The organism is Kribbella sp. NPDC048928 (assembly GCF_043197975.1).
Classification (GTDB): domain Bacteria; phylum Actinomycetota; class Actinomycetes; order Propionibacteriales; family Kribbellaceae; genus Kribbella.
Genome location: NZ_JBICUC010000007.1, coordinates 170,603 through 192,646 on the forward strand (window position 1 = coordinate 170,603; position 22,044 = coordinate 192,646).

The 22,044-nt window shown below is 67.7% G+C and carries 22 protein-coding genes; 12 read left to right on the forward strand and 10 right to left on the reverse strand.

What is annotated here, in order from left to right:
* Nucleotides 1-7: 7 nt before the first annotated feature.
* The 4 genes from ACGFI6_RS29005 to ACGFI6_RS29020 all read right to left on the reverse strand — a co-directional run bounded on the left by ACGFI6_RS29005 (nt 8) and on the right by ACGFI6_RS29020 (nt 4,349).
* Nucleotides 8-877 (reverse strand): carbohydrate ABC transporter permease, encoded by an 870-nt coding sequence (locus ACGFI6_RS29005; RefSeq protein WP_393124031.1) that lies wholly within the window; start codon nt 875-877, stop codon nt 8-10.
* Nucleotides 874-1,821, reverse strand: a complete 948-nt coding sequence (locus tag ACGFI6_RS29010; protein ID WP_393124033.1) for a carbohydrate ABC transporter permease — start codon at nt 1,819-1,821, stop codon at nt 874-876. Before ACGFI6_RS29010 ends, ACGFI6_RS29005 begins: the two co-directional genes overlap by 4 nt.
* Nucleotides 1,821-3,185, reverse strand: coding sequence for an ABC transporter substrate-binding protein (locus tag ACGFI6_RS29015; RefSeq protein ID WP_393124035.1), 1,365 nt, complete (start codon nt 3,183-3,185; stop codon nt 1,821-1,823). Before ACGFI6_RS29015 ends, ACGFI6_RS29010 begins: the two co-directional genes overlap by 1 nt.
* A 171-nt stretch (nt 3,186-3,356) precedes the next feature.
* A complete protein-coding gene (locus ACGFI6_RS29020; RefSeq protein ID WP_393124037.1) occupies nt 3,357-4,349 on the reverse strand; it encodes a LacI family DNA-binding transcriptional regulator in 993 nt (330 codons plus the stop codon).
* 124 nt (nt 4,350-4,473) lie between these two features.
* Between ACGFI6_RS29020 and ACGFI6_RS29025 the strand changes: the two genes are divergently transcribed.
* The 5 genes from ACGFI6_RS29025 to ACGFI6_RS29045 all read left to right on the forward strand — a co-directional run bounded on the left by ACGFI6_RS29025 (nt 4,474) and on the right by ACGFI6_RS29045 (nt 9,811).
* Nucleotides 4,474-5,700 carry a DUF4032 domain-containing protein gene (locus ACGFI6_RS29025; protein WP_393124039.1) on the forward strand — a complete coding sequence of 409 codons (1,227 nt, stop codon included), beginning with the start codon at nt 4,474-4,476 and terminating at the stop codon, nt 5,698-5,700.
* A 51-nt stretch (nt 5,701-5,751) separates the two neighbouring features.
* A complete protein-coding gene (locus ACGFI6_RS29030; protein WP_393124041.1) occupies nt 5,752-6,255 on the forward strand; it encodes a SigE family RNA polymerase sigma factor in 504 nt (167 codons plus the stop codon).
* A complete protein-coding gene (locus tag ACGFI6_RS29035; protein ID WP_393124043.1) occupies nt 6,255-7,244 on the forward strand; it encodes a hypothetical protein in 990 nt (329 codons plus the stop codon). Before ACGFI6_RS29030 ends, ACGFI6_RS29035 begins: the two co-directional genes overlap by 1 nt.
* A gap of 189 nt (nt 7,245-7,433) precedes the next feature.
* Nucleotides 7,434-8,579 carry a galactonate dehydratase gene (dgoD, locus tag ACGFI6_RS29040; RefSeq protein ID WP_393124045.1) on the forward strand — a complete coding sequence of 382 codons (1,146 nt, stop codon included), beginning with the start codon at nt 7,434-7,436 and terminating at the stop codon, nt 8,577-8,579.
* Nucleotides 8,573-9,811 (forward strand): glycoside hydrolase family 27 protein, encoded by a 1,239-nt coding sequence (locus tag ACGFI6_RS29045; RefSeq protein WP_393124047.1) that lies wholly within the window; start codon nt 8,573-8,575, stop codon nt 9,809-9,811. Before dgoD ends, ACGFI6_RS29045 begins: the two co-directional genes overlap by 7 nt.
* A gap of 8 nt (nt 9,812-9,819) precedes the next feature.
* Here the strand turns inward: ACGFI6_RS29045 and ACGFI6_RS29050 are convergent, their stop codons facing one another.
* The 4 genes from ACGFI6_RS29050 to ACGFI6_RS29065 form a co-directional block, all read right to left on the reverse strand.
* A complete protein-coding gene (locus ACGFI6_RS29050; RefSeq protein ID WP_393124049.1) occupies nt 9,820-10,095 on the reverse strand; it encodes a hypothetical protein in 276 nt (91 codons plus the stop codon).
* Between the two features lie 97 nt (nt 10,096-10,192).
* Nucleotides 10,193-10,645, reverse strand: a complete 453-nt coding sequence (locus tag ACGFI6_RS29055; protein WP_393124051.1) for an NUDIX hydrolase — start codon at nt 10,643-10,645, stop codon at nt 10,193-10,195.
* The gene (locus ACGFI6_RS29060; RefSeq protein ID WP_393124053.1) at nt 10,645-11,412 is read right to left on the reverse strand and encodes an SDR family NAD(P)-dependent oxidoreductase; all 768 of its coding nucleotides are present in this window, start codon (nt 11,410-11,412) and stop codon (nt 10,645-10,647) included. The genes ACGFI6_RS29055 and ACGFI6_RS29060 overlap by 1 nt, the downstream gene beginning before the upstream one ends.
* A complete protein-coding gene (locus tag ACGFI6_RS29065) occupies nt 11,409-12,560 on the reverse strand; it encodes an acyl-CoA dehydrogenase family protein (protein ID WP_393124055.1) in 1,152 nt (383 codons plus the stop codon). The genes ACGFI6_RS29060 and ACGFI6_RS29065 overlap by 4 nt, the downstream gene beginning before the upstream one ends.
* Nucleotides 12,561-12,648: 88 nt before the next feature.
* Between ACGFI6_RS29065 and ACGFI6_RS29070 the strand changes: the two genes are divergently transcribed.
* From ACGFI6_RS29070 to ACGFI6_RS29080, 3 genes are all read left to right on the forward strand, one after another.
* Nucleotides 12,649-13,233 (forward strand): TetR/AcrR family transcriptional regulator, encoded by a 585-nt coding sequence (locus ACGFI6_RS29070; RefSeq protein ID WP_393124057.1) that lies wholly within the window; start codon nt 12,649-12,651, stop codon nt 13,231-13,233.
* A gap of 84 nt (nt 13,234-13,317) precedes the next feature.
* A complete protein-coding gene (locus ACGFI6_RS29075) occupies nt 13,318-14,196 on the forward strand; it encodes a S1 family peptidase (protein WP_393124059.1) in 879 nt (292 codons plus the stop codon).
* Nucleotides 14,197-14,334: 138 nt separating this feature from the next.
* The gene (locus tag ACGFI6_RS29080; RefSeq protein WP_393124061.1) at nt 14,335-15,219 is read left to right on the forward strand and encodes a S1 family peptidase; all 885 of its coding nucleotides are present in this window, start codon (nt 14,335-14,337) and stop codon (nt 15,217-15,219) included.
* A gap of 53 nt (nt 15,220-15,272) precedes the next feature.
* Here ACGFI6_RS29080 and rlmB read toward each other — a convergent pair whose 3' ends face one another.
* Both rlmB and cysS read right to left on the reverse strand, forming a co-directional pair.
* On the reverse strand, nt 15,273-16,235 hold the full coding sequence (gene rlmB / locus ACGFI6_RS29085; protein ID WP_393124063.1) for a 23S rRNA (guanosine(2251)-2'-O)-methyltransferase RlmB: 963 nt from the start codon (nt 16,233-16,235) through the stop codon (nt 15,273-15,275).
* Nucleotide 16,236: 1 nt separating this feature from the next.
* Nucleotides 16,237-17,661, reverse strand: coding sequence for a cysteine--tRNA ligase (gene cysS, locus ACGFI6_RS29090; RefSeq protein ID WP_393124065.1), 1,425 nt, complete (start codon nt 17,659-17,661; stop codon nt 16,237-16,239).
* Nucleotides 17,662-17,925: 264 nt separating this feature from the next.
* Between cysS and ACGFI6_RS29095 the strand changes: the two genes are divergently transcribed.
* The 4 genes from ACGFI6_RS29095 to ACGFI6_RS29110 all read left to right on the forward strand — a co-directional run bounded on the left by ACGFI6_RS29095 (nt 17,926) and on the right by ACGFI6_RS29110 (nt 22,038).
* Complete coding sequence (locus ACGFI6_RS29095; protein WP_393124066.1) at nt 17,926-19,020, forward strand: neutral zinc metallopeptidase; 1,095 nt, start codon at nt 17,926-17,928, stop codon at nt 19,018-19,020.
* Nucleotides 19,021-19,150: 130 nt separating this feature from the next.
* Nucleotides 19,151-19,978 carry a lysozyme gene (locus tag ACGFI6_RS29100; RefSeq protein ID WP_393124068.1) on the forward strand — a complete coding sequence of 276 codons (828 nt, stop codon included), beginning with the start codon at nt 19,151-19,153 and terminating at the stop codon, nt 19,976-19,978.
* A gap of 30 nt (nt 19,979-20,008) precedes the next feature.
* Nucleotides 20,009-20,566, forward strand: coding sequence for a GNAT family N-acetyltransferase (locus tag ACGFI6_RS29105; RefSeq protein ID WP_393124070.1), 558 nt, complete (start codon nt 20,009-20,011; stop codon nt 20,564-20,566).
* Nucleotides 20,567-20,745: 179 nt separating this feature from the next.
* Entirely contained in the window at nt 20,746-22,038 is a 1,293-nt protein-coding gene (locus ACGFI6_RS29110; RefSeq protein WP_393124072.1) for a peptidase C39 family protein, read from the forward strand.
* Nucleotides 22,039-22,044 lie beyond the last annotated feature (6 nt).

Consider the following 22,044-nt stretch of genomic DNA (forward strand, 5'->3'; position numbering starts at 1 on the left):
GCTGTATCTATCCTTTAAGACTTCCGGCGGTCAGGCCGGCCATGATGCTTCTCTGGAACACGAAGAACACGAGGATCGTGGGCAGGCTGGCGATCACCAGTGCGGCGATCAGGACGTTCTGCGGCATCTGGGCCGAGAGCGACGCGATGCCGACGCTGATCGACATCTTCCCGGTGTCCGGCAGCACCAGCAGCGGCCAGACGAAGTCCTTCCAGACCGTCACCACCGACAGGATCGACACCACCCCGATGATCGGCCGGGACACCGGCAGCACGATCGACCAGAGGATCCGCAGCGGTCCCGCACCGTCGATCTCGGCCGCCTCGAGCAGTTCGCGCGGGATCGAGTCGAAGAACCGTTTGAGCAGGAACACGAAGAATCCATTCGCTGCCGCCGGCAACCAGATCGCCCACGGCGTGTTCAGCAGGTCGGCATGCAGTACCGGCAGATCCTTCGCCACCAGGTACGTCGGCAGCAGCAACACCATCGGCGGGATCATCAACGTCGCCAGCATCGCCCCGAGGACGAGCTTGCCCAGTACTGGACGCAGCTTCGACAACGCGTACGCCGCACTGACGTCGACCGCGAGCGTGAACAGCCACGCACCGCCGGCGTACAACACGGTGTTCTTCAGGAAGACGCCGAGCTGCAGTTGCTGCCACGCGTCGACGTACACGTGGAAGTCGAAGTGCTTGGGGAAGAAGCCCGGTGGGATCTGCGCGAGCTCGTCCGGCGACTTCAGCGCGCCGGTCACCATCCAGTACAGCGGGAACACGAAGGCGCCGGTGAAGCCGACGACCGTGACCGTGAGGAGCGTCCAGTAGACGATCCGGCCGCGCGGGGTGCGCAACGCCAACGGGGACACCAGGGTTCTCATCGCTCGGCCTCCTCACGCGACACCCGCAGGTAGATCGTGGAGAACACCAACAGCACGATCATCAGCATCAGGCCGAGGGCGGAGCCGCCGCCGAAGTCGCCGAAGTTGAAGGCGTACTGGTACATCAGGTACGCGACGGTGACGGTCGCGTTCTCCGGGCCGCCGCCGGTCAGCAGGTACGGCTCGATGAAGACCTGCATTGTCGCGACGACCTGCAGCAGCAACATCACCAGCAGGATCAGCTTGGTCTGCGGGATCGTCACATGCCACACGCGCCGGAACAGTCCCGCACCGTCGAGCTCGGCGGACTCGTACAGGTCGCCTGGAATGCTCTGTAGCGCGGCGAGATAGATCAACGTGCCGGTGCCGAGGTTCATCCAGGTCGACACGAGTACGAGGCTGATCAGTGCCGTACTCGTGGAGTCCAGCCAGCTGAGGGTTGGGAGATGTACCGCGCCCAACGCCTGGTTGAACAGACCCGATCCGGGGTCGTAGAACCATTTGAAGAGCAGTACGGCGACGGCCGGCGGCAGCATCACGGGCAGGTAGACGACGAAGCGCAGGTACGCCTTCGCATGCTTCAGCTCGTTGAGTACGACGGCGAGCACGAACGGCACCGCGTACCCGATGACCAGCGCCAGCCCGCTGAAGACTGCCGTGTTCAACCAGGCGGCCGCGAAGGCGGGATCGGTGACAACGGTACGGAAGTTGTCGAACCCGACCCACTCGCCGGGGTCGACGAAGTTGTTCTGCTGGAAGCTCAGCACGATCTCCCGAATCATCGGATACCAGGAGAACAAGGCGAAACAGATCAACGCGGCACACAGGAACCCGTACGCCGTGAGGTTCCTGCCCACGGCACGCTTCAACGCGCCGTGGTCGTCCGGCGGGTCCGCCGCCCGCACCTTCTGCGGGCGACGGACCTGCTGCTCGGTAACAGCCATCAGGTGTTCTTCGCGAGGATCTTGTTGGCCTTGCCTTCCGCGTCGGACAGGAGCTTGCCCACGTCGGCGTCCTTGCGGGTCAGGACCGCGGACATCGCGACGTCGAGGACGGCGTAGAGCTCCTGGGCCTTCGGCGGCTCGAGCTTGTTGGTGATGTTGCCCTGCTCCGCGACGTACGGCGCGAAGTTGTCGATCGGGATCGTGGCGTACTGCTTGCGCAGCGCGTTGATCTGGTTGCCGGGGGCACTGGTCCCGTACAGGTCCGGGATCGGCAGCCCGACCGGACGGCCCTGCTCCTTCGACCGCGCGTAGTTGAACTGGCCCTGTCCCGGCGTCAGCTCGTGGAACTCCAGCCACTGCAGGCCGGCCTTGATCTTCTCCGGTGAGGCCTTCGGGTTGAACATGTACCCGTCGCCACCACTCAGCGACGACTGCCCGCTCGATTCCGGTACGGCAGCCACGCCGTAGTCCTCGAACTTGCCCTTGAAGTCGTTGTTCACCGACTGCACGACGTCCGGCGCGCCGATCATCATGCCGAGCTTGCCGCCGCCCATCATGCGCATCAGGTCCTCCCACTGCAGCAGCTGCTTGCTGCCCATGGAGTTGTCGTCCCAGCGCATCTTCTTCAGGTTCTCCAGGACCGCCTTGCCCTGGTCGCTGTTGAACGCGGCGGTCTTCCCGTCGTCGCTGACCATCGACCCGCCGCGTGCGTAGAGCTCAGCGGCGAAGTGCCAGCCGCCGGTGTTGCCGGCCGAGTACTCACCGAAGCCGACGTACCCCGGGCCTAGCGCGGCGATCTTCTTCGCGGCGGCCCGGACGTCGTCCCAGGTCTTCGGCGGGTTCGCCGGGTCGAGACCGGCCTGGGTGAACAGCTTCCGGTTGTAGACCAGGCCCATGTTGTAGTTGTTCCGCGGCAGGCCGTATGTCTGATCGCCGTCCTTGAAGACGCTCATCACGTCCTTGCGCAGGTCGCTGACCGGCTTCACGCTGCCGACGTACTGGCTGATGTCGGCGGCCTGCTTCTTGTCGATGATCTTCCGCACGTCGGTGTAGTAGACGTAGAAGACGTCCTCCTGCGTCCCGCCGGCGAGCTTCGCCTGGAACGTGTCGGGGTTGATGCAGGGGAACGCGTCCTTGCCCTGCACCGTGATGTTCGGGTGCGCCTTCTGGAACGCGGCGACGTCGGCTTCCCACGCCTCGCGCTCCTTCGGGTTGCTCTTCGGCGGCTCGCAGCCGACCGTGATCGTGACCGGACCGTCAGCCGTCTCCCCTGCCGATTTCTTGTCGTCCGACCCGCAGGACGCGGCCACCAGCCCGAGTCCCATCACCAGCAGCAGGCTGAGCCCGCGGCGCCTTGTGGTCATGTCCACCCTCTCCCTTTCCTGGTGCCGACACCGTAGGGAACCGAACCCCGGAGCGCAATACTTCAATAGATGATTGCAAGAACGTGACTTCTCATGGGAGATTGCCTGCTGGAGGGCAAACGACAACAGCCGCCGACCACGAAGGCCGGCGGCTGCTCGGGGTGTGCGGGGCTAGGCTCGCGCTCTGGCGGTGGAGGCGCGGACCACCAGTTCGGGTTCGAAGAGGAGTTCGTCGGCGGGGACGGTGGCTCGCTCGATGAGGGCCACCAGCATGTCCACGGCGGCTCGGCCCATGGCGTCGATCGGCTGCCGGACGGTGGTCAGCGGCGGATCGGTGCAGTTCATCATCGCGCTGTCGTCGTACCCGATCACCGAGACGTCGCCGGGGACGGTCAGGCCGGCTCGGCGGACGGCGCGGATGGCGCCGAGCGCGAGGATGTCGCTGGCGCAGACGATGCCGGTGACGCCGCCGTTCAGCAGTTTGGTCGCGGCCGCATGCCCGCCCTCGAGCGAGAACATGCTGTGCTCGACGAGCGCCGGATCGGCCTCGTCGGCGGCCAGGAACGCATCCAGCTTCCGCCGCGAAGGGATGTGGTCGCGCGGACCGAGCACCATCCCGATCCGCCGGTGACCGAGCGCCCGCAGGTGCCCGATCGCCATCTCCGCGGCGACGTGGTCGTCCGACGACACCTGCGGGAAGCCGAGGTGATCGACGGCCGCGTTCACCAGTACGGTCGGGAGTTTGCGCTCCTGGATCAACTCGTAGTGCTGGTGTGGCGCATCGGCCTGCGCGTAGAACCCGCCGGCGAAAACCACCCCGGAGACCTGCTGCTGGAGGAGCAGATCCACGTAGTCGGCCTCGGACACGCCGCCGAGCGTCCGCGTACAGAGCAAGGAGGTGAAACCTTGCTGCGCGAGCGCACCGCCGACGACCTCGGCGAACGCCGGGAAGATCGGGTTCTGCAATTCCGGCAGCACGAGTCCGACGAGCCGCGCGCGGTCGCCGCGGAGCTGGGTCGGCCGCTCGTACCCGAGCACGTCGAGCGCGGTGAGCACCGCCTCCCGGGTCGCCTCGGACACGCCGGGCTTCCCGTTCAGCACCCGGCTGACCGTGGCTTCGCTGACTCCGACCTTCTTCGCCACCTCAGCAAGACGTCTCGTCATGCCGCAAACACTACGCCTCTCCACGCAAGTTCTTGCAAGCACTTGCGTCGGGCCGACGGCCGCGGAGAGGTTCGCGGAGTGAATTGGCTGCCTGCGAGGTCAGGTTGCTGACAGACTGGTGCTCGTGCCCCGATTCGTCGCTACCCGCCCGGATACCGGCCTGCTGTCGCTTCCCTGGGACGTTCCGCTGGAGGACTGGCCCGAGGACCAGCTGGTCGCGCTGCCGCGCGGTATCTCGCGGCACGTGGTCCGCTTCGTCCGGGTCAACGGCAGTGTGTACGCGATCAAGGAGGTCCTCGAGCACCTCGCGCTGCACGAGTACCGCCTGCTCCGCGACCTCGAGCGGCTGGAGTCCCCGTCGGTCGAACCTGTCGGCGTCATCACCGACCGCGTCGACCGCAACGGTGAACCGATCGACTCGATCCTGATCACCCGGCACCTGCAGTTCTCGCTGCCGTACCGGGCGCTGTTCTCCAGTACGTTGCGCCCCGACACCGTGAACCGATTGATCGACGCGCTGGTTGCGTTGATCGTACGGCTGCATCTGCTCGGGTTCTTCTGGGGCGACTGCTCGCTGTCCAACACGCTGTTCCGGCGTGACGCAGGCGCGTTCGCGGCGTACCTGGTCGACGCCGAGACGGGCGAGCTGCACCAGGACATCTCCGACGGCCAGCGGGCGCACGACCTCTACACCGCGGAGATCAACCTGTTCGGTGAGTTCCTCGACCTGCAGGAGGGCGGGCTGCTCGACGAGTCGATCGACCCGCAGGAGACCGTCGAGTCGATCCAGAAGCGGTACGAGGCGCTGTGGGCCGAGCTGACCGCGCCGGAGGAGTTCGGCGAGGACGAGATGCACCGGCTCGATTCCCGGATCCGGCGGCTGAACGAGCTCGGGTTCGACGTCGCGGAGATCGACATCATCACCGACTGGGACGGCAGCCAGGTCCGGATCCAGCCGAAGGTCGTGGACGCCGGCCACCATTCGCGGCGGCTGCTCCGCCTCACCGGGCTGGACGTCGAGGAGAACCAGGCGCGGCGGCTGCTCAACGACCTGGACTCGTTCGCCGCCGCGACCGACCAGCAGAACGAGGACGAGGAGATCGTTGCGCACCAGTGGCTGACCGACGTCTTCGAGCCCGTCGTGCGCTCGGTGCCGCGTGATCTGAACCGGAAGCTCGAGCCCGCCGAGGTCTTCCACGAGGTCCTCGAGCACCGCTGGTTCCTGTCCGAACAGGCCGGCCACGAGATCGACACGATGGAGGCGGCGCGCTCCTACGTCAAGAACGTCCTGAGCGCCAAACCCGACGAGAAACTCGCCCTCCCGACCCCGACGCTGCCTGAACCCGACTGAGGCTTGCAACGTTCCGGGCCTCGCCGGCGTGAACTGGGTGGGAGGTGCCGGATGGAGTCACCCGACTTCGACGACTGGGTCGCGCAGCGGGGTGCGGCGTTGCTGCGGTTCGCGTACCTCGTCACGCGCGACCACAGTCGCGCCGAGGAAGCAGTACAGGATGCGCTGATCGCGGCGTACTCGCGCTGGTCGCGGATCTGCCGTGTGCAAGATCCGGAGGCGTACGTACGGCGCTGCATCGTCAACGCGGACATCTCGCGCTGGCGGCGCTTCTTCCGCCGCGAGACCCCGACCGAGGACGCCGGTACGTCGGCGCCCAGCGACGCTGCACCAGATCACGCCGTCGCACAGGCCGAGCACGATGCGGTCTGGGCACTGTGCGCGACGCTTCCCGCAAAACAACGCGCAGCCGTCGTCCTGCGGTACTACGAGGATCTCCCGGACGCGGAGATCGCCGTGATCCTGGACTGCTCCGCCGTCACCGTCCGCTCGCAGATCCACCGTGCGCTGGCGTCGCTGCGCACCACCATCGGGACCGAGGAGGTCAAACGCTGATGGACAGCACCGAGCAACTCATCACCGACAGCCTGTCGAAGCACGCGGCGGACGCTCCCTCGGACGATCGCCTCCTGGACGCTGTGCACGCCCGCCTGCACCGCCGCCGTACCGGACGCGCGCTCGGCGCCGTCGTCGTCGCCGCGGCAGCCGTCGCCACCGCCTTCACGGCCTCCCACACCCAACTGCACACCGACCCACAGATCGCGCAGACCTTGCCGGCCGGCTGGCATTGGGAGTCCTTCAAAACAGTCCAGGTACAGGTCCCGTCCACCTGGACGCAGTACATCTCCGGTCCCGCTCCCTGCACTCTGCTGACCACCCCGTCCTCCCCGACCATCGGGCGCCTGGACGGCTGGCCGGAAAGCCGCCGCTACACCTGCAGCACGGCCGTGCTGCCCTTGTCCCAGCGGCGGCAATATCTCTGGTTCGGCGACGTCCAGGCGCCCGGGATCACGCGGTACGACGGCGGCTGGATCGAGGAGACGCGCGTGGTCGGTGGCGTCAAACTGAGCGTGCTCACGAAGGACGATGCCCTGCGCAACAAGATCCTGGACTCCGCGCGACCGATCACAGGCACCGACCCGTACGGCTGCAGCCCGCAGCGGCCGGCGCGCGGGCCGAACCAGCCGCCGGACCTCGCTGGACAGGTGACCTCGGCATCGATCTGCGAGTACTGGAACGGCTCGCTGATCGCGGGCTCAGCCGTACCGGCGGACAAGCTCCTCGAACTGAGCGCCCAGGTCCTCGCCGCCCTGCAACTCCGCAGCGTGCCGCTCGCCCAGGCCGGCTGCAACGACCCGGCTGCCCGTGAGTTCGTCGTCCTCCTACACTCCGGCAACAAGACCCAGCCGGTCCACCTGTCCTACTCGGTCTGCTCCCCGGTCACCCGCGCCGCCATGACCATCACCCTGACCGGCCCCCACAACCAACTGGAACCCGCCAAACTCTTCGACCCACCCAAGTCCTTCAAACCCCCACACCGCTAGCGCGCCGTGCCGGCAGCCGCCCTTCGCGGGACTGTCTGCGCGCGGGGAAGGGACAACTCGCGAGGTTAACCACTCGTGTTGAGGGTTCTCTGCTGGTGTGCGAACGAAGAACCCCCGAGAGCAGCGGATGTCCACCCTTGTGACACCTGCAGACGGCGGCTGTCGGCGGATGGTGGTTAGTGTTGAAACGTGAGAATTATTGGGTACGAGACGTTTTTGGTGGCGCCGCGGTGGGAGTTTTTGCGGATCGATACCGATGAGGGGATCAGTGGGTGGGGTGAGCCGATCGTCGAGGGGCGGGCCGAGGCGGTTCAGGGGGCTGTCGGGGCGTTGATGGAGTACCTCGTCGGGCAGGATCCGCTGCGGATCGAGGAGCACTGGCAGGTGATGGCCAAGGGCGGCTTTTATCGCGGCGGTCCGGTGCTGTCGAGTGCGCTGGCCGGGATCGACCAGGCGCTGTGGGACATCAAGGGGCGCTACCACGACGTACCGGTGCACGAACTGCTCGGCGGACCGGTCCGCGATCGGGCGCGCGTCTACACCTGGGTCCACGGCAGCGACAACGCCCAACTCGTCGACGAGGCGCAGGCCAAGGTGGCGAAGGGATTCACGGCTCTCAAGCTCAACCTGTCCGAGGCGCTCCCCCCGATCCCGTCCGCGGCACAGCTACGCGCCTCCGTCAGCCGCGTCGAGGCGCTCCGCGACGCACTCGGCGACGGCATCGACATCGCGCTCGACCTGCACGGCCGCTTCAGTACGGCAGCCACCCGCCAACTACTTCCAATGCTCGAACCACTGCTCCCGATGTTCATCGAGGAGCCGACGCTGCCCGAGTTCGCCCGCGACCTGCGCCGGATCACCGAGTCCACCAGCATCCCGATCGCAACCGGCGAACGCCTGTTCTCCCGCTGGGACTTCCGGGACGTACTGCCCGCCGGCATCGCGGTCGCGCAACCCGACGTCTCGCACGCCGGCGGGATCTCCGAAGTACGCCGAATCGCCGCCATGGCCGAGACGTACGACGTCAGCGTCGCGCCACACTGCCCCCTCGGCCCGATCACCCTCGCCGCCAGCCTGCAACTGGACTTCGCGATGCCGAACTTCCTCATCCAGGAGCAGAGCCTCGGCATCGAGTACGGCGGCGGGAACGCGCTGCTCGACTACCTGGTGGACCCGGGCGTCTTCGCCTTCACCGACGGACACGTGCAGCGCCCGACCGGTCCCGGACTGGGCATCGAGGTGAACGAGGACGCCGTACGCGCAGCAGCCGCAGACCCGCACCGCTGGCGCTCGCCCGTGCTGCGCCACGACGACGGATCGTTCGCCGAATGGTGACGCCGCCGATGGGCTGGAACAGCTGGGACTGTTTCGGTACGACGGTGACCGAGGCCGAGGTCCTGGCGAACGCGCAGGTGATGCACGACGAGCTGCTGCCGTTCGGGTGGGACACGGTCGTCGTGGACATCGCCTGGTACGACCCGACGGCGCGCTCGCACGGCTACAACGAGAACGCTCCGGTCGTCCTCGACGAGTACGGTCGCCAACTGCCGGCGCCGCAGCGGTTCCCGTCGGCCGCGGACGGTGCCGGATTCGGTCCGCTGGCGGGGCGGGTTCATGCGCTCGGCCTGAAGTTCGGGCTGCACATCATGCGCGGGATCCCACGCAGGGCGGTCGAGCTGGACCTGCCGGTGTACGGGACGTCGTGGCGGGCGGGAGAGATCGCGGACCCGGAAAACGTGTGCGCGTGGAACCCGGACAACCTCGGGCTCAACCACGACCACCCCGGCGCGCAGGCGTACTACGACGCGCAGGTGGCGCAGTTCGCCAACTGGGGCGTGGACTTCGTGAAGGCCGACGACATGCTGGCGCCGTACCACTCGCGGGAGATCGAGGCGTACGCGCGCGCGATCCAGCGCAGCGGGCGGGAGATCGTGCTGTCGTTGTCGCCCGGCACGATGTTGTCGACGCATCATCTCGACCACCTGCGTTCGAACGCGCAGCTGTGGCGGATCTCGGACGACCTCTGGGACCGATGGGAGGACGTGCACGCCCAATTCGCGCGACTGGCGCGCTGGGCGCCGTTCCAGCAACCCGGCGGCTGGGCCGACGCGGACATGCTCCCCCTCGGCCACATCGGCATCCGCGCCGAACGCGGCGACGACCGCAACAGCCGCCTCACTGTCGACGAGCAGAAGACCCTGCTCACCCTCTGGGCGATGGCCAGATCCCCACTGATGATGGGCGGCGACCTCCCCACCACCTCTCCGGAAACCCTTGCCCTGCTGAAGAACCCAGCCCTCCAAGAAGTCCTGACAACCTCGACCAACGCCCGCGAAATCATCCGCGAACCCCTGGCCGACGGCGAACTAATAGTCTGGACCGCCGAAGCCCCCAACCACTCGTACGCAGCCATCTTCTGGACTGGCGCCGCATCCCGAGAGGTCACGCTGCCAGCCGATCTCCCCGCCCCGGCCCGCGACCTGTGGACCGGCACGCCGGCTACTGAGCCAGCGGACACCGTGCCCGCACACGGCGTCCGCTGGCTCGAGCTCCGCACTCCGATCTGAGGAAGGAGCTACTTGTAGACGACCCAGAGTTCGTAGTCGTCGCCGGGGACGGCTGAGCCGTTGATGCACTTGTACTTGGTCCATTTGGTGCCGGCGGCGCCGGCGGCGTGGCAGTCGGACTGCCAGAAGAAGTCGCCGACGTACTCCCAGTTGTCGGAGGCAACGACCGTCGATGCGGACGGGGTGACCGGGGCTTCGGCTGCTTGGGCAGCCGGGACGGCCAGTCCGCCTGCTGCGATCGCTCCACCGGCCAGGACGCTGAAGAAAACCCTGCGAATGCTCATGATCCGTACCTTTCGTGGTTGGGCCGAACACTTCGAGAGTGCCGGTCGGCCAACCAAGGACGCACCTGGTTTCGGGCGAGGTCGAAAGGCTCGGGAACTATTCGATGAGGGCCGAAAGCAACCACTTCGACAGCGGCGCATTCCCTAGTTCCTGAAGGTTTTTCACCCATCGCGCCTCGGCGATCTCCGGTGAGAGTGTGGTGACGTCGGTGTCGCTGAAGGCGGTGAGCGTCGTGAGAGTGTCGTGCTTGCCTTCGAGCGTGGTGACGGTGGTGTCCAGGACGGTGAAGTCGGCTGGGCGGATGGTGAGGCCCAACTCCTCGTGGATCTCGCGGGCGGCGGCTTCGGCCGGTGTTTCGCGGGCCGGTTTGTAGCCGCCGCCGGGTAGGCCCCAGCGGCGGGTGTCGGCGTACGAGTGGCGGACCACGAGGAAGCGACCGTCCGGGTGCCGGATCAGGGCCTTCACGCCGAATGTCGTCGGTTTGCGGATGCGAAACCACAACTGTGCAAAGGGCGAGCCCGCCCGCAGCAGCAGGGCGCGGGGGCGCATCAGCGCGGCGGCATCCGGAGGGCGCCGTCGAGGCGGATGACCTCGCCGTTCAGGAGCTGGTTGTCGAGGATGTGGCGCACCAGGGCGGCGTACTCGGACGGCTTGCCGAGGCGGGAAGGGTGCGGGACCTGCTGCTCGAGCACGGTCCGGGTCTCCTCGGGCAGCCCAGCGAGCATGGGCGTCTCCATCGTGCCCGGTGCGATCGTCACGACTCTGATGCCCTTGTCGGCGAGGTCGCGCGCGGCGGTCAGCGTCAGCGCGACGATGCCGCCCTTGCTCGCCGCGTACGCTGCCTGGCCGACCTGGCCGTCGTACGCAGCGATCGACGCGGTCATCACCACGACGCCGCGGTCGCCGTCCGGGGACGGCTCCGACGCGATCATCCGCTCGGCGGCGAGCCGCAGGACGTTGAAGGTGCCGATCAGGTTGATCTCGATCACCTGCCGGAACGTTGCCAGTGGCAATGGCCCCTTGCGACCGACGACCCGGCCGGGGGTCGCGACACCGGCGCAGTTCACCGCGACCCGCAGCGTTCCGAGCTCCGAAGCAGCATCCAACGCAGCAGTCACGGCGGCCTCGTCGGTGACGTCGGTGGGCGCGAACACCACCCGGTCGCCGAGCTCGTCCGCGATCGCCTTGCCCGCCGACGACGGCAGGTCGACGATCACCACGCCGAGCCCGTCCGCAGCCAGCCGTCGAACGGTCGCCTCTCCAAGCCCCGAACCACCACCGGTGACGAGCGCGACGTCCGACGGACCAAACTTCATGTAGCACTCCTCAGCAGGTCGCGGCTGATGACCAGTCGCTGGATCTGGTTCGTACCTTCGAAGATCTGGGTCACCTTGGCCTCGCGCATGTACCGCTCGGCCGGGAACTCCCGGGTGTAACCGTACCCACCGAGCACCTGGACCGCGTCGATGGTGACCTTCATCGCCGCGTCCGTGCAGACCAGCTTCGCGATCGCGGCCTCCCGGCTGAACGTCCGGCCCAGATCGCGCCGGCGCGCGGCGTGCAGGTACGTCGCCCGGCCGGACTCCACCGCCGCAGCCATGTCGGCGAGCAGGAACTGGATGCCCTGGAAGTCCGCGATCGCCTGCCCGAACTGCTGCCGCTCTTTCGCGTACGAGGTCGCGACGTCGAGCGCCGCCTGCGCCAGACCGACCGCGCACGCGGCGATCCCGAGCCGGCCGGAGTCGAGCGCGGACAGCGCGATCCGCATGCCGTCCCCCTCGGCGCCGATCAGGTTCGCGACCGGGACCCGGACGTCGTCGTAGTTGACCAGAGTCGTGGTGGACCCGGTCAGGCCCATCTTCCGCTCCGGCGCACCGAAGCTCAGCCCTTCGGCCGAGGCCGGCACGTGGAACGCGGAGATCCCGCGGCTCCGGTCGTCCGACGTGCGGGCGAAGGTGGTGTAGAAGTCGGCGTGCGATCCGTGGCTGATCCAGGCCTTCGTCCCGTTCAGCACGTACGAGTCGCCGTCCCGGACGGCCCGCGTGGTCATCCCGGTGATATCGGAGCCGGCCTGCGGCTCGGACAGCGCGTACGCGCCGAGGAACTCGCCGCCGACCATGTCCGGCAGCAGCCTGTCCTTCTGCTCGTCGCTGCCGAAGGTGGCCAGCCCGTACGACGTCATGGTGTGCACCGAGACGCCGACGCCGACCGACATCCAGGCGGACGCGACCTCCTCGAGCATCTGCAGATACACCTCGTACGGCTGGCCGGCGCCGCCGTACTGCTCCGGATAGGGCAGGCCGAGCAGGCCCGCCTTGCCGAGCGTCCGGAACGCGTCCCGTGGGAACGTCTCGGTCTCCTCGGCGTGCGCGGCGTACGGCGCGAGCTCGTGGGCGCACAGGTCCCGGACCAGTGCGAGCAGCTCGATGGATTCCTCAGTCGGCAGGAGCCGGTCCACAGCCATCAGGAACGCCTCTCTCAGCAGATACCTGAAACGATACTGTGAATGATACTGAAGCACACAATTGAGTATCGTTCTATGCTGTCTCGATATGACAACAGTCATTCCGGGGCGACGCACCCGCCGGCAGTCCGAGCTGCTCGACCGGCTCCTGTCCCTGTTCCTCGAACAGGGATTCAGCCGGTTCACCCTGGACGACCTGGCCGCCGAGCTGCGCTGCAGCAAGACCACGCTGTACGCGCTGGCGCCGAGCAAGGAGCAGCTTGCCGTCGAGGTGGTCAAGCACTACTTCAAGAACGCCACCGCGCAGGTGGAGTCCGCGGTCGTCCGGCAGACCCGGCACGACCGGCGGATCGCGGCGTACCTCGGCGCGGTCGCGGACGCCCTGCGGCCGGCCAGCCGGACCTTCCTGGACGACGTGGCGACGTTCGCGCCGGCCCGCTCGGTGTACGAGCGGAACACCCGGATCGCGGCCGAGCGGGTCCGGCAGCTGATCGAGGACGGCATCAACCACAAGACCTTCCGGCAGGTCGACATCGCGTTCGCGGCCGAGATGATCGCGCACACGATGCAGGCGATCCAGCGCGGCGACATCGCCCGGCGTACCGGCCTGAACGACGCCGAGGCGTACCGCGAACTCGCCTCCTTCGTCCTGCACTCCCTGCGCCTCGACTGAACCAGTCGGCCATCTAAGGTTGGGCACCGTCCTCTTGCTGCCATCTCGTGCATCAGAGCCGTACGCCCCGGAAGGCTGATGACCATGAAACCTCTGCGACGAACTGCGGCCGTGGTGGCGGCCGCCGCGCTTGCCCTCACCGCCGCCGTACCGGCCGGGGCAGATCCGGTGAAGCCGCCCCGCCTGTCCGCCAAGGCGATCACCAAGACGCTGAACGACCAGATCCACACCGCGGGTACGGCGTGGATGACCAAGCCGGACGGCACCGTCGTGGTGTCCTACGACTCCACCGTCACCGGTACGAAGCTGACCAAGCTGACCGGCCTGACCAAGCAGCTCGGCGCCAACGTCAAGATGGAGAAGCTGCCCGGCAAGCTGCAGAAGTACATCAGCGGCGGCATGGCGACGTACGGCGGCGAGTACAAGTGCACCGTCGGCTTCAACGTCCAGCGCCGCGGGAAGTACTACTTCCTCACCGCTGGTCACTGTGGCAAGGACGCGGCCCGCTGGTACCAGGACGCCGCCCACAAGGTGTTCACCGGTGCCGTCTGGAACGCCACGTACCCGTACCACGACTACGCGCTGGTCGTGTACCGGACCGACATCAAGACCAAGCCGCCGGGCGGCAGCGTCTACCTGTACAACGGCCACTCGCAGGACATCACCACCGCGATGAACCCGGGCCTCAACCAGCTGGTGTACCGCTCCGGCGCCACCAGTGGCCTGCACAGCGGCCGGGTGACCGGTCTGAACGCGACGGTGAACTACGGCGACGGACGGGTCGTGGGCCTGATCCGGACCAGCGTCTGCGCCGAGCCGGGCGACTCGGGCGGCCCGCTGTTCTACCGCCAGTGGGCGTTCGGGCTCACCTCGGGCGGTTCCGGTGACTGCAAGTCGGGCGGCGTGACGTACTTCCAGCCGATCGTGCAGGCGCTGAACGCGTACGGGGTCTACATCTACTGAGCTGTCTTGTGGGCGCAGGTTTCCCCTACGCTCCGAATTTGTCTGAATACTCAGCGAGATAGTGGGTAGGACTCGTCACGGTTGAAGTCAAGGACGCCCCGCCCCGAAGGCGTCCTCATCGTGAGGAGGCTGAGACCAATGAACCTGTCCCCGCTCCGCCGTACCACCGCAATTCTGGCCGCGGCCGGGCTTGCTGCCGCCGGACTTCTGGCGTCGCAAGCCTCGGCCGCACCGGTCAACCCGTCCACCCTGTCCGCCGCGGCCATCACGTCGTCACTGAGCGAGAACGCGACGATCCCGGGCACGGCATGGGAGACCGATCCCGACGGCCGGATCATCGTGTCGTACGACGACACCGTCACCGGCGCGAAGCTGGCGCAGCTGACCGGCGCGACCAAGCAGTTCGGTACCCGGGTCACGCTCGAGAAGATGTCCGGCAAGCTGACCAAGTACATCGCCGGCGGCGACGCCATCTACGGCGGTCAGTACCGCTGCTCGCTCGGCTTCAACGTGCGCAGCGGCAGCACGTACTACTTCCTGACCGCTGGTCACTGCGGCAACATCGCCTCCAGTTGGTACGCGAACTCCGCCAAGACCACGCTGCTCGGGTCGACGTACGGGTCGAGCTTCCCGGGCAACGACTACGCGATCGTGAAGTACAGCACCTCGTACACCAACCACCCCGGAACCGTGGACCTGTACAACGGCTCCTCGCAGGACATCACGTCCGCCGGCAACGCTACTGTTGGTCAGGCGGTCAAGCGCAGCGGTAGCACCACCGGCGTGCACAGCGGCACGGTCCAGGCGGTGAACGCCACGGTGAACTACGCCGAGGGCACCGTCACCGGTCTGATCAAGACCAACGTCTGCGCAGAAGGCGGCGACTCCGGCGGCGCCCTGTTCGCCGGTACCAAGGCGCTCGGCCTCACCTCCGGCGGTTCCGGCAACTGCTCCTCCGGCGGCACCACCTACTTCCAGCCCGTCACCGAAGCCCTCTCCAGGTACGGCGTCAGCGTCTACTGATCCAGACATGATTGTGGGGCCGGAGAAGACCTCTCCGGCCCCACAATCATGCGTCAGCCGCGGCGGCGGGAGATTTCGTAGAGGGTTACGCCGGCGGCGATGCCGGCGTTGAGGGATTCGGTGGCGCTGGTCATCGGGATGGAGACGATCAGGTCGCAGTTCTCGCGGACGAGGCGGGCGAGGCCTTTGCCCTCGGAGCCGATCACCAGGACGATCGGCTCGGTGGCCGCCTCGAACTCGGGGAGCTCGACGGCGCCGTTCATGTCCAGGCCGATCACGAGCAGACCGGCGTCCTTGTACGACTTGAGCGCACGGTTCAGGTTGCCCGCGCGGGCGACCGGGATCCGGGCCGCGGCGCCGGCCGAGGTCTTCCACGCCGACGCCGACATCGACGCCGTACGCCGCTCCGGTACGACGACACCGTGCGCGCCGAACGCGGCCGCCGAACGCGTGATCGCGCCGAGGTTCCGCGGGTCGGTGACGCCGTCGAGCGCCACGATCAGCGGCGCCTCCTGCGCGTCGTACGCCCGCTGGAGCAGGTCGTCCGGATGGGCGTACTCGTACGGGGGGATCTGCAGCGCGACGCCCTGGTGCGAACCGCCGGCGGTGACCCGGTCCAGCTCGGCCCGCGGGACCTCGAGCACCGAGACGCCGGTCTCGACCGCGACCAGCAGGGCCTCCCGCAGCCGGGCGTCCCGTTCGGTGCCTTCGGCAACGTGCAGCGCCGCGGCCGGTACGCCGGCGCGAAGCGCCTCGACCACCGGGTTCCGCCCGTACACCCACTCGACCGTGGACTCGTTGTCCTTGCGCGCCGGACGCCTGCCGCGCTGCTCGCGGTCCTTGGCGCGCTCGGCGGCCTTCGCCCGCTTGTGCGCGGGGTGCTTGACCCGGTCGACCGCCTTCGGCGTCGGGCCCTTGCCCTCGAGTCCGCGGCGGACCCGGCCACCGGAACCGGCCGTCGGGTTACCCCGCGGCTTCTTCCGGATGGCTCCCTTGCGCTGGCTGCTGCCTGGCACGTCAGTTTCCTTCTGTAGATACGAGAGACCATCGCGGTCCCTGGGGGGTGTCTTCTACGACGACACCGAGGTCCTTCAAGCGGTCGCGAACGGCGTCCGCGGCGGCGTAGTCCTTGCGCTCCCGGGCGGCCTGGCGCTGCTCGAGCAGCGCCTTGACCAGCCCGTCGACGACCTCGGTCAGCTCGTCACTGCCGCCCGTCCGGGACACCCACGGCTCGGCCAGCGGGTCCAGCCCGAGCACGCCGAGCATGCCGCGGACCGCGGCGAGCGCCTCGCGGAGCGCGTCGGAGTCCCCGTCCGCGACGAGCTTGTTCCCGTCCCGGATGGTGTTGTGCAGGACGGCGATCGCGGCCGGTGTGCCGAGGTCGTCGTCCATCGCGGCGGTGAAGTCCGACGGCAGCTCGGCCGCCGGCTCGGTGCCGCCGGTGACCTCGGTCGCCCGGTCCACGAACCCTTCGAGCCGCTGGAAGCTCTTCACGGCCTCGTCGAGCGCCTCGAACGAGAACTCCACCACCGACCGGTAGTGCGACTGCACCAGGTAGTAGCGCAGCTCGATCGGGCGGACCCGCTCGACCACGTTCCGGACGACGGCGCTGTTGCCCATCGACTTCGACATCTTCTCGCCGGCCGTGGTGACCAGCGCGTTGTGCATCCAGAACCGGGCGAACTTCTGCCCGACCGCGGTCGACTGGGCCAGCTCGTTCTCGTGGTGCGGGAACCGCAGATCCAGCCCGCCGCCGTGGATGTCGAACTCCTCGCCGAGGTACTTGCCGGCCATCGCGGAGCACTCGATGTGCCAGCCCGGGCGCCCACGGCCCCACGGCGCCGGCCAGGAGGCGGTCCGCGGCGTCGCCTCGGTCCAGCCCTTCCAGAGCGCGAAGTCGCGCGGGTCCCGCTTGCCGCGCGGGTCGGCGTCCTCGGCGGCTTCCATGTCGTCGATCTTCTGGTGCGAGAGAGCGCCGTACTCCGGCCAGGAGCGGACGTCGAAGTAGACGTCACCGGACCCGTCGGCCGCGACGTACGCATGCCCGCGCTCGATCAGCTGCTCGATCAGCTCGAGCATCTCCGGGATGTGCCCGGTCGCGCGCGGCTCGTACGTCGGCGGGCGGCAGCCGAGCACGTCGTACGCCCAGTGCAGCTCGCGCTCGAACTCGTACGCGTGCGCCCACCACGGGACGCCGCGCTCGGCCGACTTGGCGAGGATCTTGTCCTCGATGTCGGTCACGTTCGCGATCACGGTGACCTCGTAGCCGGAGCGCTCCAGCCACCGGCGCAGCACGTCGAAGACCACTTCCTTGTAGATGTGCCCGACATGCGGGGCACCCTGCACCGTCAGCCCACAGTGGTAGATCCCGACCTTGCCCGGATGGACCGGTGCGAAATCCCTCACTGCTGCCGTTGCGGTGTCGTACAAGCGAAGTGTCACCGGTCAAGGGTAACGGGAAGTGGCACTCACCCTTGACAAGATGTCCGCAGCACCCCACTCGGGAGGACAGGTCAGTTGTCGAACCAAGGGCCGTACGGGCCGCCACCAGGGCAGTACCCGCCGCCGCAGCAGTATCCGGGGGCGCCGCAGTACGGCCCACCGCCCGGCGGCCCACAAGGCTGGGGCCAGCCGATGGGACCACCGCAAGGCCCGCCGATGGGGCCACCCATGGGACCGCCGATGGGGCCACCGATGGGTCCGCCTATGGGTCCGCCGCCGATGCGGCCGCCGATGGGGCCGGGCTTCGGGTTCGGGTCGAACGGCTACCCGCCGCCGCCCAAGAAGAAGAGCAAGGCCGCGGTGTTCGTCCTGGTGCCGCTGCTGCTGCTCGTGGTCGGGGTGGTCGGGCTGCTGACGGTGAGCCGCATCCTCAAGCACAACGGTGACGACAGCTACACCCAGCCGGAGCCGACCTACACCGCGACCACCAATCCGACCGAAGGCCCGACCGAGGAACCGACAGATCCTCCGTCGTCCGCACCGATCACCACGGAGCCGACCGAGCCGGCGACCACCACAACCACCACCGAGCCCAGCACGACCCGGACGACCCCGCCCGAGCCGTCGGACATCGACCTGGTCGCCAAGAACAGGATCTACAAGACCGGCGTACAGAAGACGGTGAACTGCCGCGAGTCCGGTGCCCGCGCGAACAGCGTCACCAACGCGCGCAAGTACTACAACAACATCCTCTCCTGCCTGGTCAGGGCCTGGCCGGCGCAGGTCAAGCTCGCCGGCGGGCGGTTCGTCGCTCCGCACTTGCTCGGCTTCCTCGGTACGGCGACGACACCGTGCGGCGGGAACGCGCCGAGCTCGTTCTACTGCCCCACGAACCGCACCATCTACATGGACGCGGCCAACGACATCGAGCAGTACAAGAAGTACGTGACCTATTCGAACCGTACGGAGGCGCTGGCGTTCCTGCGCGCGGACATGACGGACACGGTGGCGCACGAGTTCGGCCATCACATCCAGAACATGACCGGGATCCTGCAGGCGGAGACCAACCTCGAGTACCAGTACACCGGGGACAAGTCGCTCGAGTTCAGTCGTCGTACGGAGCTCCAGGCGACCTGTTTCGGCAACGTTTTCATGGGCGCGAACAGGACCAGCTACAAGATCACCGGCCAGCTGAAGGCGCAGCTCGACTACCTGCACTCGCACGAGGGCGACGAGTACGGCACGCAGCGGGACCATGGCAGCCGGGCGGTCGTCCCACGCTGGGCGAACGCCGGTTTCAGCACCCGGAGCCCGCGGGCGTGCAACACCTTCACCGCGTCACCGAAGTACGTGCGGTAAATGATCACCAAACGCAAGGTGGAAAGGGTTGATTTCCTCCGGGGTGGGTAATAGCAAGGCCGAGCGCTCTGTCCGCCCCTCATCGCTCTGGAGGAAAACCGTGAAGTCCGCCCTTTTCACGGGTGCCGCCGTGACCGTTGGCCTGTTGATGGCCTCCGTCGGCTCCGCCCAAGCAAGTCCGGTAAGCCCGGAGAACCCAGCTTCGACCACTGCGGCGCACCAGCCCACCGCGCAGGCCCGGCAGCACGGCATCGACCGTGCCGGTGACGCGTACATGGGCTGGGCGCAGCACCCCACCACCGCCAGTACGGCCGCCACGCCGGCCGTGATGGCACCGGCCGCCTCGGTCGAAGGCATCGACGTGTCCAGTCACCAGGGCAACGTCAACTGGGCCTCGTACTGGAGTGCCGGCAAGCGATTCGCCTACGTGAAGGCGACCGAAGGCAACTACTACACGAACCCGTACTTCGCCCAGCAGTACAACGGGTCCTACAACGTCGGCATGATCCGCGGCTCGTACCACTTCGCCACTCCGAACGACTCCAGCGGCGCCAACCAGGCCAACTACTTCCTGGCGCACGGCGGCGGCTGGTCCAAGGACGGCAAGACGCTGCCAGGTGCGCTCGACATCGAGTACAACCCGTACGGTGCGACCTGCTACGGGCTGAGTGCATCCGCGATGGTCAGCTGGATCCGCGACTTCGCCAACACCTACAAGGCCAAGACCGGGCGCGACGTACCGATCTACACCAACCTTGACTGGTGGAGCCGCTGCACCGGGAACAGCACCGCCTTCAACTCGACGAACCCGCTCTGGGTGGCCAAGTACGCCTCCTCGCCCGGGACGCTGCCGGGTGGCTGGCCGTTCCACACCATCTGGCAGTACAGCTCGTCGCCGGTCGACCAGGACCGGTTCAACGGCGACATGTCGCGGCTGCAGGCGCTCGCGAACGGATAACCGGTTGCCGCGGTCACATAGTCTCGATCGGTGACCTACGCGCTGCCGATCGAGACCGACCGCCTGACCCTTCGACGCTACGTCGAGACCGACTACGACGACCTGCTGAAGCTGCAGTCCGACCCGGATGTCGCCCGTTACCTGTTGCACGACGTGCGGTCGCCGGAGCAGGTCAAGCAGGCCCTCACCGGCCGGCTGGCCGATGTCCCCATGGACACCGACGGTCATGCGCTCACCGTCGCCGTGATCCTGCGGGACACCGGTCAGCACCTCGGTGAGGTGAGCCTGTTCATGAACAACACCGAGCAGCGCACCGGCGAGCTCGGGTACGTCTTCCACACCGAGTCGCACGGCCACGGGTACGCCGCGGAGTCCACGGTCGAGCTGCTGCGCCTCGGGTTCGAGGAGCTCGGCCTGCACCGGATCATCGCCCGCCTGGACGCCCGCAACGACAGCTCGGCCAACCTGCTGCGGCGCCTCGGCCTGCGCCAGGAGGCGCACTTCGTGAAGAACGAGTTCCTGAAGAACGAATGGACCGACGAACTGGTCTTCGCGATGCTCTTCGAGGAGTGGGACAAACGTTCGTAAGTTTTTCCCACGCCACGCTGCCCCGATGACAACAACTGCCACCCGAGCTACCGTCGAGACATGACTGTGCTGATGCCACGCCTCCGGCGCGGCGGGTCATGGGGCTGTAACTCCCGCCCTTCCCTCGTCGCTCCAGTCGCTACGCTCCCTCCGCTCCTCAGTCCAGGCCGGGAGGCCCCATGACCGGCGCCCGTTCTGTCACTGCCCTCGTTGTCGGTGCGGTTGTGCTGACTGCCGGCGCCCTGCCGAGCGAAGCCGTGAAGGTCGCTCCGGCGCGCGAGATCGCGTACCGGACCTGGACGTCGAGCGCCGACTTCCTGGCCGGGGAGCAGCACGGCACGACCGTGTCCGACGGCGCCCTCACGTTCGGTACGCCGACCGGCACCACGTCGTACGTCGATCCGTTCGGCGACGGCACCGCGAAGACGTACGACCAGACCAGCTGGGTCTCGCCGCACGTCAGCACCGGCTTCGGCCTCACCGAGCTGGTCGCGTCCTGGAACGCGACCACCCCGCCCGGCACCTGGATCGAGGTGTCGATGGCAGGGACAACCAATCTTGGTACGACCAGCAAGTGGTACGTACTGGGGCGCTGGTCCGGTGGCGACGACACCGGCGCCGGCGACATCCACAGGACCTCGGTGCCGAGCCAGGGCGACGCGGACGGATCCGTTGCCGTCGACACCTTCCAGGCCGCGACCGGCAAGTGGCTGGACCGCTGGCAGCTGAAGGTGACGCTCTACCGGCTCAGCGGTACCGCACAGTCCCCGGTGGTCCGTTCCGTGGGCGCGATGGCGTCCCGGCTGCCGTCCGACAAGAAGGTTGCCGCCAGCCCCCTCGGCGGGGCGGAGGGCATGGTTCTCGACGTACCGACGTACTCGCAGGAGACCCACATCGGGCAGTACCCGCAGTGGGACGGCGGCGGTGAGGCGTGGTGCTCCGCGACGTCGACCGCGATGGTGCTGGACTACTGGGGCGCCGGGCCGACAGCCGCCGAGACTGCCTGGGTGGATCCGTCGTACAGCGATCCACAGGTGGACCACTCGGCCCGGTCGGTCTTCGACTATTCGTACGACGGCGCGGGCAACTGGCCGTTCAACACGGCGTACGCCGGTTCACGCGGGATCGATGCGTTCGTGACGCGGCTGCGGTCGCTGACCGAGGCGGAGCAGTTCATCAAGGCCGGGATCCCACTGGTCGCTTCGCTGTCGTTCAAGAAGGGCGACCTGCCCGGTGCGGGCTACGGGACCAACGGGCACCTGATGGTGATCGTCGGCTTCGACCAGGACGGCAACGTGGTCGTCAACGACCCGGCGTCGCATCTGATCGCCAGCAACGACCAGGTGCGCACGACCTACGACCGGACCGCGTTCGAGAACGCCTGGGTGCCACACTCGGGCGGACTGGTTTACGTGATGCACCCGGAGGGCACGGCGCTGCCTGCACCTTCCGGGCCCCAGCACAACTGGTAGCAGCTC